Annotated in this window: 14 protein-coding genes; 8 read left to right on the plus strand and 6 right to left on the minus strand. The window is 70.8% G+C overall.

Features of this window, described 5'->3' with window-relative positions:
- Both OJ997_RS01920 and OJ997_RS01925 read right to left on the minus strand, forming a co-directional pair.
- Window positions 1–1,056: a M42 family metallopeptidase gene (locus OJ997_RS01920; protein ID WP_270023303.1), complete on the minus strand. Its 1,056-nt coding sequence runs from the start codon at window positions 1,054–1,056 to the stop codon at window positions 1–3.
- Window positions 1,057–3,855 (minus strand): aconitate hydratase, encoded by a 2,799-nt coding sequence (locus tag OJ997_RS01925; RefSeq protein ID WP_270023304.1) that lies wholly within the window; start codon window positions 3,853–3,855, stop codon window positions 1,057–1,059.
- 171 nt (window positions 3,856–4,026) lie between these two features.
- Between OJ997_RS01925 and OJ997_RS01930 the strand changes: the two genes are divergently transcribed.
- Genes OJ997_RS01930 through OJ997_RS01940 form a run of 3 tightly spaced genes read left to right on the plus strand, consistent with a single transcriptional unit; the run spans window position 4,027 to window position 5,868 of the window.
- Complete coding sequence (locus OJ997_RS01930; protein WP_270023305.1) at window positions 4,027–4,641, plus strand: hypothetical protein; 615 nt, start codon at window positions 4,027–4,029, stop codon at window positions 4,639–4,641.
- A gap of 2 nt (window positions 4,642–4,643) precedes the next feature.
- Window positions 4,644–5,627 carry a hypothetical protein gene (locus tag OJ997_RS01935; RefSeq protein WP_270023306.1) on the plus strand — a complete coding sequence of 328 codons (984 nt, stop codon included), beginning with the start codon at window positions 4,644–4,646 and terminating at the stop codon, window positions 5,625–5,627.
- A gap of 10 nt (window positions 5,628–5,637) precedes the next feature.
- Window positions 5,638–5,868, plus strand: coding sequence for a hypothetical protein (locus tag OJ997_RS01940; protein WP_270023307.1), 231 nt, complete (start codon window positions 5,638–5,640; stop codon window positions 5,866–5,868).
- Here OJ997_RS01940 and OJ997_RS01945 read toward each other — a convergent pair.
- Window positions 5,865–6,674, minus strand: a complete 810-nt coding sequence (locus OJ997_RS01945; protein ID WP_270023308.1) for a metallophosphoesterase family protein — start codon at window positions 6,672–6,674, stop codon at window positions 5,865–5,867. The two genes, OJ997_RS01940 and OJ997_RS01945, sit on opposite strands and share 4 nt — an antisense overlap.
- A gap of 45 nt (window positions 6,675–6,719) precedes the next feature.
- Here OJ997_RS01945 and OJ997_RS01950 point away from each other — a divergent pair, with 45 nt between their 5' ends.
- From OJ997_RS01950 to OJ997_RS01970, 5 genes are read left to right on the plus strand one after another with little or no spacing between them, the layout of a single operon-like run.
- Complete coding sequence (locus OJ997_RS01950; RefSeq protein WP_270023309.1) at window positions 6,720–7,361, plus strand: nucleotidyltransferase; 642 nt, start codon at window positions 6,720–6,722, stop codon at window positions 7,359–7,361.
- A gap of 11 nt (window positions 7,362–7,372) precedes the next feature.
- Window positions 7,373–8,497 (plus strand): baeRF10 domain-containing protein, encoded by a 1,125-nt coding sequence (locus OJ997_RS01955; protein ID WP_270023310.1) that lies wholly within the window; start codon window positions 7,373–7,375, stop codon window positions 8,495–8,497.
- Entirely contained in the window at window positions 8,497–9,306 is an 810-nt protein-coding gene (locus OJ997_RS01960) for an NAD(P)-dependent oxidoreductase (protein WP_270023311.1), read from the plus strand. Before OJ997_RS01955 ends, OJ997_RS01960 begins: the two co-directional genes overlap by 1 nt.
- Window positions 9,288–9,827 (plus strand): nicotinamidase, encoded by a 540-nt coding sequence (locus tag OJ997_RS01965; protein ID WP_270023312.1) that lies wholly within the window; start codon window positions 9,288–9,290, stop codon window positions 9,825–9,827. Before OJ997_RS01960 ends, OJ997_RS01965 begins: the two co-directional genes overlap by 19 nt.
- Window positions 9,824–10,429, plus strand: coding sequence for a protein-L-isoaspartate(D-aspartate) O-methyltransferase (locus tag OJ997_RS01970; protein ID WP_270023313.1), 606 nt, complete (start codon window positions 9,824–9,826; stop codon window positions 10,427–10,429). The genes OJ997_RS01965 and OJ997_RS01970 overlap by 4 nt, the downstream gene beginning before the upstream one ends.
- Here OJ997_RS01970 and OJ997_RS01975 read toward each other — a convergent pair.
- Genes OJ997_RS01975 through OJ997_RS01985 form a run of 3 tightly spaced genes read right to left on the minus strand, consistent with a single transcriptional unit; the run spans window position 10,422 to window position 15,359 of the window.
- Window positions 10,422–11,513: a nicotinate phosphoribosyltransferase gene (locus tag OJ997_RS01975; RefSeq protein WP_270023314.1), complete on the minus strand. Its 1,092-nt coding sequence runs from the start codon at window positions 11,511–11,513 to the stop codon at window positions 10,422–10,424. The genes OJ997_RS01970 and OJ997_RS01975 overlap by 8 nt on opposite strands.
- Window positions 11,514–11,536: 23 nt before the next feature.
- Window positions 11,537–11,923, minus strand: a complete 387-nt coding sequence (locus tag OJ997_RS01980; protein WP_270023315.1) for a DUF4240 domain-containing protein — start codon at window positions 11,921–11,923, stop codon at window positions 11,537–11,539.
- Window positions 11,924–11,936: 13 nt separating this feature from the next.
- Entirely contained in the window at window positions 11,937–15,359 is a 3,423-nt protein-coding gene (locus OJ997_RS01985) for an MFS transporter (protein ID WP_270023316.1), read from the minus strand.
- Between the last annotated feature and the right edge of the window lie 45 nt (window positions 15,360–15,404).

The raw sequence follows: 15,404 nt of genomic DNA on the forward strand, positions 1-15,404 counted from the left end.
TCAGCGCTTGAAGTCCACGTCCACCGGCAGGCGCAGCGCGAACTTGGCGATCAGCTTGGCGGCCGCCTCGACGTCGCTCAGCTGCACCATCTCCACCGGCGAGTGCATGTACCGCAACGGCACCGAGATGACCGAGGTCGGGATGCCGCCGCGAGAGATGTGGATCGCGTCGGCGTCGGTGCCCGTGCCGCGCGCCGAGGCGTCCACGGTGAACGGGATGTCCTCGGCCTCGGCGGTCTCGTGCAGCAGCTCGAACACGGTCGGGTCCAGCGTCGAGCCGCGCGTGATCACGGCGCCGCTGCCGAACCGGTGGCGCCCGAGCTCCTGCTCGGACAGGCCCGGCTGGTCGGTCGCGAAGGTCACGTCGACCGCGATCGCCACGTCCGGGCGCAGCGAGTACGCGGTCGTGCGCGAGCCGCCGAAGGTGATCTCCTCCTGAGCGACCGCGACCGCGTACACGTCACCCGGCGCGCCGCCGGCCTCGGCGACGAGCCGCGCCGCCTCGTAGGCGACGAAGCAGCCGATGCGGTTGTCCATCGAACGCGAGACGTAGCGCCCGCCGGGCAGCTCGACCGGATCGCCGGCGATCACCGCGACGTCACCGATCCGCACGAGCGCCCGCGCCGCCTCACCCGAGGCGGCGCCGATGTCGATGTGCAGGTGCTTGAGCTCGGGGACCTTCTTGCGGTCCTCGTCCTTCATGAGGTGGATCGGCTTCTTGCCGACCACCCCGAAGACCTTGCCCTCGCGCGTCGAGACCTCCACGCGCTGGCCGACGAGCACGATCGGGTCCCAGCCGCCGACGCCCGTGAACCACAGGAACCCGTCGTCGTCGATGTGATGGACGATCAGGCCGATCTCGTCGATGTGGCCGACGACCGCGACGGACTTGCCGCCGCCGGTGCCGGGCACGCGCGCCACCGTGGAGCCCACCGTGTCGTGAGTCACCTCGGCGAACGCCGACGCCGCCTCGCGGAACACGGCCGCGGGCGCCTGCTCGTACCCGGACGGGCCGGCTGCGGTCAGCAGCCGGCGCAAAGTCTCCGGGAGCGCCATCTAGGCCGCCAGGAGCTGTCGGAGCACGAACGGCAGGATGCCGCCGTGCTGGTAGTACTGGACTTCCTTGGGAGTGTCGATGCGCACCCGCACCTTGAACTCCTTGTCGTCGGCGCGCACGGTCACCTCCTTGGCCTCGCCACCCTCGACACCGGTGATCGAGAACTCCTCCTCGCCCGTCAGGCCCAGCGACTCGGCGCTGTCGCCGTCCAGGTACTGCAGCGGGAGCACGCCCATGCCGACCAGGTTGGACCGGTGGATGCGCTCGTAGGACTCGGCGATCACGGCGCGTACGCCGAGCAGCTTCGTGCCCTTGGCCGCCCAGTCACGCGACGAGCCCGAGCCGTACTCCTTGCCCGCGAGGACGAGCAGCGGCACCTCGTCCTCCGCGTAGCGGATCGAGGCGTCGTAGATCGTCGTCTCGTCGCCGGACGGCTGGTGGCGGGTGAAGCCGCCCTCCGTGCCCGGCGCCAGCTGGTTGCGCAGGCGGATGTTCGCGAACGTGCCGCGGACCATCACCTCGTGGTTGCCGCGCCGCGAGCCGTAGGAGTTGAAGTCCTTCTGCTCGACGTGGTTCGCGTTGAGGTACTCCGCCGCCGGCGTGCCCTTCTTGATCGCGCCGGCGGGCGAGATGTGGTCGGTCGTGACGCTGTCGCCGAGCTTGGCCAGCACGCGCGCGCCCTGGATGTCCTCGGGCGCGATCGGCTCCTTCGGGATGTCCTCCAGGAAGGACGGGCGGCGCACGTAGGTCGAGCGCTCGTCCCACGCGAACCGGTCGCCCTCGGGGATCTCGAGGTTGCGCCAGCGCTCGTCGCCCTCGAAGGCCGACTCGTAGGACTTCTTGAACATCTCCTCGCTGACGGAGCCCTCGACGAGGTCCGCGACCTCCTTGGTCGTGGGCCAGATGTCCTTGAGGTAGACGTCCTCGCCGTCCGAGCCCTCGCCGAGCGGCTGGTCGAGCAGGTCGATGTCCATCGTGCCCGCGATCGCGTAGGCGACCACCAGCGGCGGCGACGCCAGGTAGTTCATCTTCACGTCGGGGTTGATGCGCCCCTCGAAGTTGCGGTTGCCGCTCAACACCGACACGACCGCGAGGTCCTCGGCGTTGACGACGTCCGAGACCTCCTGCGGCAGCGGGCCGGAGTTGCCGATGCACGTCGTGCAGCCGAAGCCGACGAGGTGGAAGCCGAGCGACTCCAGGTCCTCGACCAGGCCGGCCTGCTCGTAGTACTCCATGACGACCTTCGAGCCCGGCGCGAGCGAGGTCTTCACCCACGGCTTGGCCTTCAAGCCACGCGCACGCGCCTTGCGGGCCACGAGGCCGGCGGCGAGCATCACGGACGGGTTCGACGTGTTCGTGCAGGAGGTGATCGCGGCGATCACGACGTGACCGTGGTCGAGCTCGGTCTCCGTGCCGTCCGCCATCGTGAACGGCACGGCCTTCTCGACACGCTCGGCGACCTGCACGCGGGAACCCTCGTGCGGATCCTCGGAGTCGTCGTGGCCGGAGCCGTTGCCGTTGTGCGCCGGCGGGTCGGAGGCCGGGAACGACTCCGCGACCTCCTCGTCGACGTCGGTGCCGCCGTCGGTGTGATCGGCCTCCGGCTGCGGGAGGATGTCCTCCAGCGCGCCGCGGAAGGCGGACTTGGACTCGGTGAGGATGACGCGGTCTTGCGGGCGCTTGGGGCCGGCGAGCGACGGGACGACCGTGCTCAGGTCCAGCTCGAGCGTCTCGGAGTACGTCGGCTCCTCGGCGTGCTCGTCGTGCCACAGCCCCTGGGCGCGCGCGTAGGCCTCGGTGATCTCGCACTGCTCCTCGGAGCGCCCCGTGAAGCGCATGTACCGGATCGTCTCGGCGTCGATCGGGAAGATCGCGCACGTGGAGCCGAACTCGGGCGACATGTTGCCGATCGTCGCGCGGTCGGCGAGCGGCGTGTTGGTCACGCCCGCGCCGTAGAACTCGACGAACTTGCCGACCACCTTGTGCTCGCGCAGCATCTGGGTGATCGTGAGGACGAGGTCGGTCGCGGTCGCGCCCTCGGGCAGCTCGCCCTCGAGCTTGAAGCCGACCACGCGCGGGATCAGCATCGACATCGCCTGGCCGAGCATCGCGGCCTCGGCCTCGATGCCGCCGACGCCCCAGCCCAGGACGCCCAGGCCGTTGATCATCGTCGTGTGCGAGTCGGTGCCCACGAGCGTGTCGGGGTACAGGACCCCGTCCTTCTCGAACACGGTGCGCGCGAGGTACTCGAGGTTGACCTGGTGGACGATGCCGGTCTCCGGCGGGACGACCACGAAGCCCTCGAAGGCCGTCTGGCCCCAGCGCAGGAACTCGTAGCGCTCCTGGTTGCGCTCGTACTCGCGCTCGGTGTTGAAGCGCAGCGCCTCGCGGGTGCCGAAGGCGTCGACCTGGACCGAGTGGTCGATGACCAGCTCAGCCGGGACCAGCGGGTTGATCTTCGCCGGATCGCCACCCAGGTCGGACATCGCGTCGCGCAGCGCCGCGAGGTCCACGATCGCCGGCACGCCGGTGAAGTCCTGCATCACCACGCGCGCGGGGGTGAACGCGATCTCCTTGGAGGGTTCCGCGTTGTGATCCCAGCTGGCGAGCGCCTCGATGTCCGCCTTGCGCACCGAAATGCCGTCCTCGGTGCGCAGGAGGTTCTCCAAGAGCACCTTCAGCGAGAACGGCAGGCGCGCGACGTCGAACTTCTCCTGGAGCGCATCCAGGCGGTAAATCTCATATGAACGCCCGCCGACCTCAAGATCGGCCTTGGCGTTGAACGAATTGTCTGACACGGTTTCAAAGCTCCCGTAGGAGTGGATTTTCGTGTCAATGAGCCTACCCCCGAAACCGTGTAAGGGCTCCCTAAGTGGTGTGTGGGCGTGCGGCAACGCGACGGGCCACCCCCGACGATGGTTCGGTTCCCCCACTGGCGCGGGCTCCCGGACGCCCCATACGATCGCCGCGTGCTTGTGAGAACGACGATCGGGATGGGAGCGGCGGCCGGTGGGCTGACGCTGCTGACCTACGGGATCGCCCAGGCGATCGAGAACGGCAGCTGCGGCACCGACGAGTACGGCAACGTGCTCGGCGCGCCATGCCCGGACGGATTCGGGCCGATGATCGTGCTGATGGTGCTGGGCTCGTTCGCGGCGCTCGGCGGCGCCGCGCTGGCCAGCTCGCTCGTGCGGTTCATCATCCCCGCGATCATCGCCGTCTGCGCGGGGGTCCTCCTCGGCTTCATGGACCTCAATGAGACCGACACGCGCCCCGGGCTGGAGATCGTCGCGGTCGTCGCCGCGCCGCTGGTTCTGTTCGCCGTCCCGTTCCTCGGTCGCCGACGCTCGCGCGGGGTGGTCATCACCCCCCAGATGGCGCAGACGTTCACCGCGCCTGAGCCCGCGACCGCCGCGACCCCGCCGACCTTCGACGCGCCCGCGACGCAGTGGCAGCGGAGCACGCCCAAGGACGCCGAGGACGTCGCCGCGCGGCTGCGCCAGCTCGATCAGCTCAAGCAGTCCGGGCTGCTCGACGACGCGGCCTACGACGAGCAGCGCAAGCGCATCCTCTCGGAGCTCTGAGCATGCGCACGCTCGCGGTCCTGCTCGGCCTCATCGCCACCGTCGCCGGCGCCTACGGCGGCTTCCTCCTCATGCGCGAGGTCGGGCCCGGCGACCTCTCGAACTCCTACGGCCGCGGCACCACGGCGATCGACGGCAACCTGCTGGAGAGCCGCAACTTCGCCCGCGTGGTGGAGGCGCTCGAGCGCGACCTCGGGCCCGACGGCCGCATCTCGAACCTCAACGTGGAGCTGCTCGAGGCCACCGCCACCGGCGTCGTCGACGGCCGGCGCGTCTCGATCCGGATCGACGCCAACGGGAACTCCGAGAAGAACGAGTTCGGCGACGCGCTCCCCACCGGCACGATCCCCGTCAGCAAGATCGACCCCGCGGCGCTCGACGTGCTGCGCGAGGCGGCGGTGAAGGAGACCGGCGAGCCGGTCAAGAACGTGACGCTGTACGGCGGCAACCGCCAGTGGACCGTCTACATGCTGCGCGGGGAGCCCGACAGCTTCGTCGCCAACCTCAACGGCACGGGCCTGCGCCTGAGCGGCGAGGAGAACCCGGATCCGCTCGGCGGCGCGCCGGACTCGCTGCTGCGCGCGAAGAACCTCCAGAAGGTGCTCGACGCGGCCGCCAAGGAAGGCAGCCGCCTGCTCGACCTCACCCTCTGGCCCGAGCGCGCGTCCGTGCAGGTCGAGAAGGGCGGCCGCGCGGTCAGCCTCCAGTTCGGGTTCGACGCCGAGCTCACCAGCCGCGACGTGAACGCGCTCAACGGCGCGCAGACCACGTCGATCCCGCTGTCGCGCGTGGACGCCAGGGCGGTCGAGCGGATGGCCAAGAGCAAGTACGCCAAGGGGCTCAAGGGCGCGATGTACGCGATCCTGCGCCCGCAGCCGATCGAGGGCACGCCGCAGTGGCTGCTCTACCTGCCGGAGGGCAGCGACCCGCCGTACATCACGGCGAACCTGAAGGGCCGCGGCGTCTCCTGGCCCGGTCGCGGGTAACGCACAACGCATGGACGAGAACAAGGGCGAGTGGGCCGAGGTCGCCGACGAGGGCATCGTGCCCAGCGACACCGACGACGACGGCACGACGGGACGCACCACCGGCGACGACTCCCCCGCGACGGCCGAGGGCATCGACCTCAGCGCGGGCGACGACGCGGACGCGACCACCGACGGCAACGCGGACCCCACGCCGGAAGGCGTGGAGCCCGATCTGCGCGACGTGACGAAGCCTTCTTAGTGGACTTCTGAGGGGACTCGCCGGCGCTCGCCGGCGAGCTCGAAGACCCAGAAGTCCTCGCCCAGCACGGGGACGCTGACGTTGTAGACCGGCACCTCGCCGAGGCGGCCCTCGAACGTGCCCGCGTGCGCGTGGCCGTGCAGGACCATGTCCGGGTTGTGCTCGAGGATCGGCGGGGCGAGCCGGTCCGTGCCCAGGAACGTCCAGATCGCCTCGCGCTCGCCGACCAGCGTCTGCGTGGTCGGCGCGTAGTGCATCAGCACGATCCGGAACGGGCACATCGCGATCGCGCGCAGGCCGGCGTCCAGCGCCTCGGCCTCCTCGACGCTCTCGCGGTAGACGCCGCGCAGCGACGGCTCGCCGAAGTCGGGCAGGTGCGTGCCGGGGAAGCCGCCCATGAAGCCCTTCACGCCCGCGATCCCGACCTGGGTGTCGCACAGCTCGAGGGTCTCGTGCGAGTGCTCCTTGTCGAGCACGATCACGCCGGCCTCCTGCAGGACGGCCTTGAACTCGTCGGCGCGGTCCACGTGCCAGTCGTGGTTGCCGAGCACCGTCAGCACGGGAACGCCGACGTCGCGCACGGCGTCGGCGACGATCTGCGCCTGGTACGGCTCCCCGTGGGTGGTCAGGTCGCCGGCCAGCAGGATCACGTCGACCCGATCCTCGAGCGCGGCGAACGTGGCGTGTGCACGCTCGCGATCGTCGTCACGCTCGCCGTAGTGGATATCCCCGGCGGCAGCGATCCGGATCCGGCACTCCTCGCGATGTACGGCGGGGCGACCGTCGGTGGCGATGGTCGAGCTCATATCCAAACCGGCTACCCGATCCCAGGCGACGGGTAGCCCGTTCACATGTCCACGGATGAGGAGAGCCCGTTCTCGGACCTCGAGAGCTCGTTGAAGCGGTCCGCAGCCGCGCTGCGCGAAGCCGACGTCCCGTTCCTGCTGGGCGGCAGCCTGGCGAGCTGGGCGCGCGGTGGCCCCGAGACCCGGCACGACCTCGATCTGATGGTCAAGCCGGACGACGTCGAGCGGGCCGTCGCGGCCCTCGGCGAGATCGGGATGCGCTACGAGGACCCGCCCGAGGAGTGGCTGGCGAAGGTCTGGGACGGCGAGACGCTCGTCGATCTGATCCACCACCCGAAGGGCACGCCGGTCGACGACGCGCTGATCGAGCGGGGAGAGGTAATGTCAGTGCTTGGCATGGAGATGCGCGTGATGGCGCTAGAAGACGTGCTCGTGACGAAGCTCATGGCTCTGGATGAGCACTCGCTGCGTTACGAGTCGTTGCTGGCCATCGCCCGCGCACTGCGCGAGCGCATCGACTGGGACGACGTTCGTTCCCGCACCACCGAATCCGTGTGGGCGCGAGCGTTCTTCGTGATGCTTGAAGGCCTCGGGGTCGTCCCCGAGGCGAGTCCGACGACCGGTGCTCATGAGACCCGCGTGCGTGTGTTGACGCCGCGGAGTTCAGCCACCGCAAACGTGGGGTAGGCGCGACACATATGGCAGAACCGATCACGCAGGCCCGCCTCCGGGCGCTCTCCGCCGTGCATCCTCAGCAGGGGCGCGTGCTGTCCGTGTTCCTGAACCTGGACCCGACCTCGTTCGCCACGCCCGCGGCACGATCATCGGCGATCACCTCGGTGATCACCGCTGCCGCGCACAAGGTGGACGAAAGCGAAGGGCTCACGCACGACGAGCGATTGGGATTGCGGGACGACGTCGAGCGGGTGCGCGAGGTGCTGGAGGGCTCGGACATCGCCCAGAACGGCACGCGCGCGGTCGCGGTGTACGCCTGTGGCTCCGAGGGCTTGCTGGACGTCATCAAGCTGCGGCGGCCCGTCGACAACAAGGTCGTGTTGGACCGGACCGCGTTCGTCGAGCCGCTCGTGGTGCAGGGCACGGACGAGCGCTGGATGGTGCTGCTCGTCAACCGCCGCGCCGCGCGGCTGTTCTTCGGGCCGGGCGACGCGCTCGAGGAGACCGACCGGCTCGTCGACGACGTCCACCAGCAGCACGGCAAGGGCGGCTGGTCGCAGTCCAACTACCAGCGCTCCGTCGACAAAGAGGTCTCCGACCACCTCCAGAACGCCGCGGACCTCGCGTTCAAGCTCTACAAGACCCAGGGCGCGGACCGTGTGCTCGTCGGCGTGCCCGGCGAGCTGCTCACCGAGCTCAAGAGCAAGCTGCACCCGTACCTGATCGAGCGGGCGGCGGGCAAGATCAACGTCGACGTCGAGAACGCGTCGCTGGACGACGTGTGCGCGGCGGCGCGCCCCGAGATCACCGCGCACAACATGCGCTCCGAGCGTGAGGTGCTGGACCGGCTCCAGCAGGGCGTCGGCGCCGGCGGGCGCGGCGCGGCCGGCATCGAAGAGGTGCTGGACGCCTTGAACCAGGCGCGCGTGGAGACGCTGCTGATCTCGGAGAACTTCCGGGCGAGCGGGCGTGTGGACTTCCAGGCCGGGCTGCTGCTGCCCGACAACGCGGAAGGCGGTGAGCCGGTCGCGGACATCGTCGAGCCGGCGATCGAGAAGGCGATCGAGCAGTCCGCGAGCGCGCTGGTCGTCCGCCACCACACCGACCTGGAGCCGATGGGCGGGATCGGGGCACTGCTCCGGTTCTGATGATCGTCGCGGTCCTGGGCACGGGCATCATGGGCGCGCCGATGGCGCGCAACCTCGCCTCCGCGGGGCATGAGGTCCGTGCCTGGAACCGCACCTCCGCCAAGGCCCAGGGCCTGGGCGCGACGGTCTTCGACTCGCCGGCCGGGGCCGTGAAGGGCGCCGAGGTCGTGATCACGATGCTGGCCGACGGGCCGACCGTCGCGGCCGTGATGCAGGAGGCCTTCGTCTCCGACGACGCGCTCTGGTGGCAGGCGAGCACGGTCGGCGTCGACTGGGCCGACGCCCTCGGCGACGCCTACGTGGACGGGCCCGTGATGGGCACGCGCAAGCCGGCCGAGGACGGCAAGCTCACCGTGTTGGCGAGCGGTCCCGGACGCGAGCAGCTCGGGGACGTCTTCGACGCCGTCGCCGCCAAGGTGATCGACCTCGGGGACGAGGTCGGCGCCGGGCAGCGGATGAAGCTCGTCGGCAACTCGTGGGTGCTCGGGCTGGTCGAGGCGCTGGCGGAGACGATCGCGCTCGCCGAGCACCTGGGCGTGGACCCGCGCGACTTCCTGAAGATGATCGAGGGCGGCCTGATGGACACGCCCTACGCCCGGCTCAAGGGCGAGCCGATGATCGCTCGCGAGTTCCCGCCGAGCTTCCCGCTCGCGCTGGCCGCGAAGGACGCGGGGCTGATCGTCGAGGCCGCGCCCGACCTGCCGCTGCCCAAGCTCGTCCGCGACCAGATGTTGCGCGCCGTCGAAGCCGGCCACGGCGAGTCGGACGTGGCCGCTACGTTCATGGCTTCATGGCGCGAGCACTCGTAATCGTCGACTTCCAGAACGACTTCACGCCGGGCGGGGCCCTGGCGGTTCCCCACGGCGACGAGATCGCCGAGCGCATCAACGCGCTGTCCGCGTCCGGCGACTACGCGCTGGTCGTCGCCACGCGCGACTGGCATCCCGCCGACCACGGGTCGTTCAGCGAGCAGGGTGGTCCGTGGCCCGTGCACTGCGTCGCCGGCACGCCCGGCGCGGAGCTGCACCCCGCGCTGGATCGGTCTCGCATCGACGTCATCGTCGACAAGGGCCAGGCCGTCGACACCGACGGCTACAGCGGCTTCGAGGGCACCGGCCTGGAGGAGATCCTGCGCGAGCGTGGCATCACGCAGGTCACGGTCGTCGGGCTGGCGACGGACTACTGCGTCAAGAACACCGCGCTGGACGCGCTCCGCGCCGGCTTTCAGGTGACCGTCGACTCCACGGCCGTGCGCGGCGTGGAAGTGCAGGACGGCGACTCCGAACGCGCACTCTCCGAAGTGCGTGCCGCGGGTGGCGTAATGGCGTGAGACGGGGGCGCGACCGGCTGCTGGCCCAGCTGCGCCCGCACGTCGCCGACGAGCGCGTGCTGGCCGCGGTCCACGCCGTGCCGCGCGACCGGTTCGTCCCCGCGAAGCTCGCCCGCGACGCGTGGGAGAACATCCCGCTGCCGATCGGCAACGACCAGACGATCTCCCAGCCGCTCGTGGTCGCGCGCATGTGCGAGCTGCTGCGGCTGCGCGGGGACGAGCGGGTGCTGGACATCGGCACCGGCTCGGGCTACCACGCCGCGATCCTGGCGCGGTTGACCGCGCACGTGTGGAGCGTCGAGCGGCACGCGGCACTCTCCGAGCAGGCGGCGTTGAACCTCGCCGCGGCCGAGGTGGCGAACGTCACGCTGCTCGTCGGCGACGGCACGCGCGGCCTGCCCGAGACCGCGCCCTTCGACGCGATCAACGTCGCGGCCGCCGCCGCGGCCATCCCGCCCGCGCTGCAGGAGCAGCTCACGCGCGGCGGGCGACTGGTCGCGCCGGTCGAGGAGGGCGACCAGCGCCTGGTCGTGATCGAGCACACGTCCCGCGGCTTCGAGCGCACGACGCTCGAGCGGGTGCGCTTCGTGCCGCTTATTTGACGACGTCGAGGCGGGGGTTCGGGTGGTACTCGCGGCCGACCTTCGCGGCGGGTTGGCCGTTGTTGAGCACGACGTCCGCGGTGAAGTCGTTCGAGCCGCGGATGAGGCTGGAGCCGACGCCGTAAGAGTCCACGGGGACGCTGGCGGCCTCGAAGGCGCGGATGCGGTCGGCGTTGAAGCCGCCCGAGACGACGATCTTCACGTTCCCGTAGCCGTGCTTGTCCAGCTCGGACCGGGTCAGCTCCACCAGCTCGGCGGCGACGCCCTTGGGCGCCTCGTCGCCGTGGAGGCGCTGCAGCGACTCGTCGGCCAGCGTGTTCGACGTGTCCAGGCGCACGCCCCACAGGTCCTCGCCGAGCGCGTCGGCGACCTCGAGCGCGGTCTTGACGCTGTCGTTCTTGAAGTCCACGAGCACGGTGACGTTCATGTCCCGGCTGAAGCGGTCGGCGAACTTCTTCGCGGCGAGCGCCGTGTCGCCGTTGTAGGCCGCGATCAGCGCGTGCGGGACGGTGCCGATCCCACGCCCGCCCCACCAGGAGGCCTGCGCGTCGGTGGAGACGCCGATCGAGCCGCCGATGTGCGCCGACCAGCCGTCGCCCGTCTGCACGAGCCAGTGGTCGTGGCGGGCGGGGAAGTACAGGATCGGCTTGCCGTTCGCGGCCTCGACGACCTCGCGCACGTTGCGCATGATCAGCGTGCGGCGCGCCATCACGCCGAGGTAGACGGTCTCCAGGTGCGCGAACTCCGCGTAGTCGCCCTCGATCGTCATCACGGTCTCCCACGGCTCGATCTCGTCGCCCTCGTGGAGCGCCTTGACCTCGAGCTGGTCGAACGTGGGGACCCAGACGTCGCCCTCGTAGTGCCCGGTGCCCTGCTTGAGCACGGCGATCGCCTCGTCGACGCCGCCGAGGATCGACTCCTTGCGCTGGAAGACCTGCATCAGCACCCGCGGGTGGTGGTCGTCGGCCTCCAGCAGCTGCTTCGTCAGGTTGAAGTAGGTGTCGGAGTAGTAGCCCTCACGGATCTTCTCCACCGGCAGGCGGAAAACGGAGGGCGGGAGACGGACACGCTCACGGGTCGCCATGACCAAAAAGCCTACCCGGGAGATCAGGCGTCGGCGGGCGGCGGGTCGTCCTGGCCCCGGATGAGCTTGCCGTAGCGCGGCTTGTACTCCCGCGTCACGAGCGTCTGGTAGGACGGCCCGGTGCTCTTGGGCAGCTCGGTCGGGAACGTCTCGGGCGCGGCGACCACGCCGTCGAAGTACGCCTTGCCCTGACGGACCACCCACGTCGCGAGGTCCTCGTGATGGCCCTCGGAGTAGTCCTCGCCGAAGACCTCCGCGAACTCGTCGTCCATCAGCTCGTCGATCTGGTCCTGATAGAGCCAGTAGAAGTCGACGAGCTCCTGCTCGGACATCCCCTTCACCCGCTGCTCGACCACGCCGGGATCGTCGACCCCCGCGTCGACCAGCGTCCAGAACTCGTTCTCGTCCATTGCGTCCTTCGCTCTAGTCGGCGGTCACGCCGAGGTTGGCCATCCAGTCGCGGAACGTCTCCTCCCGCACGCCGGCACCCTGCGCGGCGCGCGCGACATTACCTTCACTGGCCACCAGGATGCCGACCAGCTCCGCCTGGTCCGGCGGACGCATGGCCGGGAACATCACGGGCACGCCGTCGGCGTCGACGAGGTCGCGTCCCTCCCAGCGGTAGCCCTTCTGCTGCAGCTTCGAGTTCAGGCGCGTGTACGGGATGCCCGGGCCTTCGCGCCCGAGCCGCGGGACGTTGGCGTGGCCCTTCGTGTTGTCGAACGGCAGCCGGCCGCTCTCGCCCCAGTCCAGCTGCTGCCGGAGCGCCTTCTCGACCGACTCGACCTTCTTGCCGTCCGGGACGGTGACCACGCGGATCTCCATCTCGAACTGCATGCCGTTCTTCCCCTCGGCCAGGTCGTACTTGCCGAAGCGACCTTCGATCGTGTCCCCGGTCGTCTTGCCGACCTTCAGGATCTGCCCGTTGGCCTTGTCCCGCATGACATAGAGCACCTGGTCGTCGCCGTTGAGGGCAAGCGTGTCGACCTGGCCCGGCCGGATGAACTTCGGCTCGCCGACCGTCACGCCGAGCTTGCCCCAGTCGGGCGGCGTGTCCAGCAGCTCGCCGACCTTCGGGTCCTTGTTGCCGATCGCCCGCAGGTCGTCGCCGATCCGCCGCAGCTCGGCGAGCCGGTGCGGCCCTTCCGGCATGTCCTTGCCGTTGTTCTTCCCGATGCGCTTTTCGAGCTCGATCGCTCGCTTGCGCAGGGCCATCAGGCGCTCGCGGATGTCGCCCTTGGAGCCGGCGATCGCCGCGTTGAGCTTGGACTCGAGCGGGCGGCAGATGTCCGAGCAGGCGAGGACGTCCGCGCCGTCTTCCTTGACCTCGGTCTTGAGCTTCTGCCGGGTCTTCCCGACCGGGATCTCGGGACCTTCGTCCACGGTCGGCTGCCGGGGCTTCGCGTCCGGCTTCGCGCCGTCGGCCTGGTCCTTCGGGCGCTGCTTCGGCTTCGGCTTGGCGGCCGGCTTGGACTTGCCGCCCGCCTTGGGCTTCGGCTTGGCCTTGGCCCGCGTCTTGCCCTTCGAGGTCGTCCGGCCCTTGGGCTTGGGCTTGGCGGCCGTCCCAGGCTTCGGGGCACGGGCACGTGCGGCCGGTTTCGGCGTGCGGCGGCCGCCGGTGCGGACCGCGTTGCGCACGGAGCGCCCGGCGGCGGTGACCTTCTTCGCGCCGGCCGAGGCCGCGCGGCGGGCGCCGCTCTTGGCCGCGCTCACGCCTCGGGAGACGCCGCGCGCGGTCGCCGAGACCGCGCGGCCGGCGGCGCTGGAGGCGACCCGGCTGGAGACACGGCTCGCGGCGGCGGCGGTGGCCTTGCCCGCGGTCGTGGACATCACCTTCGAGCCGATCGCGCCGGCGATCTTGCCGCCGAGCGGGCCGAAGACGGCGCCACCGATCGCGCCGAACGCGACCGCCTGGACGAGGCCCTCGTTCCACTTCTTGCCCGACGCGAGGTTGGTGACGACCTGGCCGGCGCCGCTGCTGATCGCGCCGATCACGATCGCGGCGACGATGCCCGCGGCCAGGCCGCCGGTGCCGATGACGAGCGCCGTGAGCGCCACCGCGACGACGAGGCTGACCCAGAAGCCGGGGTCGCTCAGCAGCTTGGTGACGAACTCGAACGCGGCCTTGAGCGCGTTCCACGCCGCCTTCGCGGCGCTCTTGACCTTGCCCCACAGGCTGTCGTCCTTCGGCGGCTCCTTCGACGCCTCCGCGTTGACTTTCGCCTGGCCCTGGCTGATCTTGCCCGAGCTCTGGCCGGGGATCTGCTGCGTGCCGCTCTGGACCTTGCCGGCCGTCGCGTCGAGCTTGCCCTTCGCGCCGGACAGGCCCGAGCTGAACTTCCCCTTGACCTTGCCCGCCGACGCCTTGACCTTGCTCGAGAACTGGCTGATCGTCTTGTTGCCGGTCTGCGTCGCGGACTGCGCCGTGCTCTTGACCTGACCGGACACGCCGGCCGCTGTGGACGAGGCGGTGCCGGCCGCGCCGGCGGCCGTGGAGGAGGCGCCGGACGCGGCGGAGCCGGCCTGGCCGGCCATGCCCGACTTGGCGCCCTTCGCCGCGTTGCCGGCGGCGTGCGTGGCCTTCTTGGCGACCTTGCCGCCCGCGACGATGCCCTTGGAGGACAGGCCCTTGAGGTCTTTGCGGATGTCCGCGATCGCCTCCGGGGCGTCCTCGCGGGTGATCTGCGCGCGCTTGAGCTGGCGCTTGAGGCGCGCGGCGTTGGTCTTGAGCGCCTTCGTGGCGGCGCTGTGCTGCTGCTTGACGGCGGTCTGCGCCGCCTTGCCCGCTTGCGCCAGTCCCGCCTTGGCCGAGGAGACCGTGGACGCGATGCCGCGTTGCGCGCCTCCCTGCTGCGAGGAGAGTGAGCCCTTGGCGCCGGACTGCACCTGGCCGAGCGCCGCGTTGCCGCCGCTGACGCCCTTCTTGACCGCGCCCGTGGCGGACGACGCGAGCCCGCTGATCGCCGACACCGCCGCGGGCAGCGTCGACTTGATGCTCTGCGCCGCCTCCTTGCCCTTGGCCTGGAAGGCCGTCGCCATCTTCGTGCCTTCGCCGCGCACGCCCGAGATGACGCCCGCGCCCTGCGAGCGGACCTTGCCGGACGTCTCGCTGGACACGCGCGAGGCGACTTCGGCGTTGCCCTTGGCCGCGGCCTCGTTCGCGCCGCCGCCCCCGCCGGCCTGGCCCTGGATCGCGCCCGCCGTGGAGTTGATCGAGCCCGTGACCTTGCCGGTCGTCGCCTCACCCGCGGCGCGGCCCTGGCCCGCGAACTGCGTGCCGGCCTGCGTCGCGTCGCCCGCCGCCTCGGTGACCGAGCTCTGCGCCTTGCCCTTCGCCGTGCCCTGCCAGGACTTGACCTGGCCGCTCGCCGCCGCGCCCGCGCTGGTGACCTTCCCTCTCGCGCCCGCGACCGCCGAAGACACGCTGCCCTGCGCACGGGAGAACGCACCCTTGACGACGCCCTGCTGCGCCGTCCCCGCCGCCGACACGTCCCGCTGGTGCTTGCCGACGGCGCCCGTGATCGCGGACGCCGTGCGCGCTGCCGCCTGCTTGAGCCGCGCGCCCTCGGTGTCCGCGGCGTCGGAGACGGCCTCGGCGACCATCTTCCGGCCCTCGCGAACGCTCCGCCGCCGCTCGCGCACCTGATCGAGCAGCGCCGTGACCTCGGGCGAGTCGTCGGCCTGCGCGGCAAGATCCGAGTCGTCCTCGGGCGGCTCGAACTTGCCGCCCTGCTGGAAGCGACTCCGCCCACGACCCGCCGCGCCACGACCGCCGCCGCCACGACCGGTCGCCGCCGCCGCGCCACCGGCCGCCGCCGCCGCCGCGGGCCGATTGGTGGCGCTCACGCGGGCCGGTGACGAGCGCGCGTTCGCCACGATCGTGGATCGCTA

It is taken from the genome of Solirubrobacter phytolaccae, from assembly GCF_027587195.1.
In the GTDB taxonomy this organism is placed as follows: domain Bacteria; phylum Actinomycetota; class Thermoleophilia; order Solirubrobacterales; family Solirubrobacteraceae; genus Solirubrobacter; species Solirubrobacter phytolaccae.

Bases quoted from the DNA above. Each gene is read 5' to 3' on its own strand.
- OJ997_RS01975 (WP_270023314.1), bottom strand. From the start codon at position 11,513: ATGGCGACCCGTGAGCGTGTCCGTCTCCCGCCCTCCGTTTTCCGCCTG.
- OJ997_RS01980 (WP_270023315.1), bottom strand. From the start codon at position 11,923: ATGGACGAGAACGAGTTCTGGACGCTGGTCGACGCGGGGGTCGACGAT.
- OJ997_RS01935 (WP_270023306.1), top strand. From the start codon at position 4,644: ATGCGCACGCTCGCGGTCCTGCTCGGCCTCATCGCCACCGTCGCCGGC.
- OJ997_RS01945 (WP_270023308.1), bottom strand. From the start codon at position 6,674: ATGAGCTCGACCATCGCCACCGACGGTCGCCCCGCCGTACATCGCGAG.
- OJ997_RS01965 (WP_270023312.1), top strand. From the start codon at position 9,288: ATGGCGCGAGCACTCGTAATCGTCGACTTCCAGAACGACTTCACGCCG.
- OJ997_RS01960 (WP_270023311.1), top strand. From the start codon at position 8,497: ATGATCGTCGCGGTCCTGGGCACGGGCATCATGGGCGCGCCGATGGCG.
- OJ997_RS01920 (WP_270023303.1), bottom strand. From the start codon at position 1,056: ATGGCGCTCCCGGAGACTTTGCGCCGGCTGCTGACCGCAGCCGGCCCG.
- OJ997_RS01940 (WP_270023307.1), top strand. From the start codon at position 5,638: ATGGACGAGAACAAGGGCGAGTGGGCCGAGGTCGCCGACGAGGGCATC.
- OJ997_RS01955 (WP_270023310.1), top strand. From the start codon at position 7,373: ATGGCAGAACCGATCACGCAGGCCCGCCTCCGGGCGCTCTCCGCCGTG.
- OJ997_RS01950 (WP_270023309.1), top strand. From the start codon at position 6,720: ATGTCCACGGATGAGGAGAGCCCGTTCTCGGACCTCGAGAGCTCGTTG.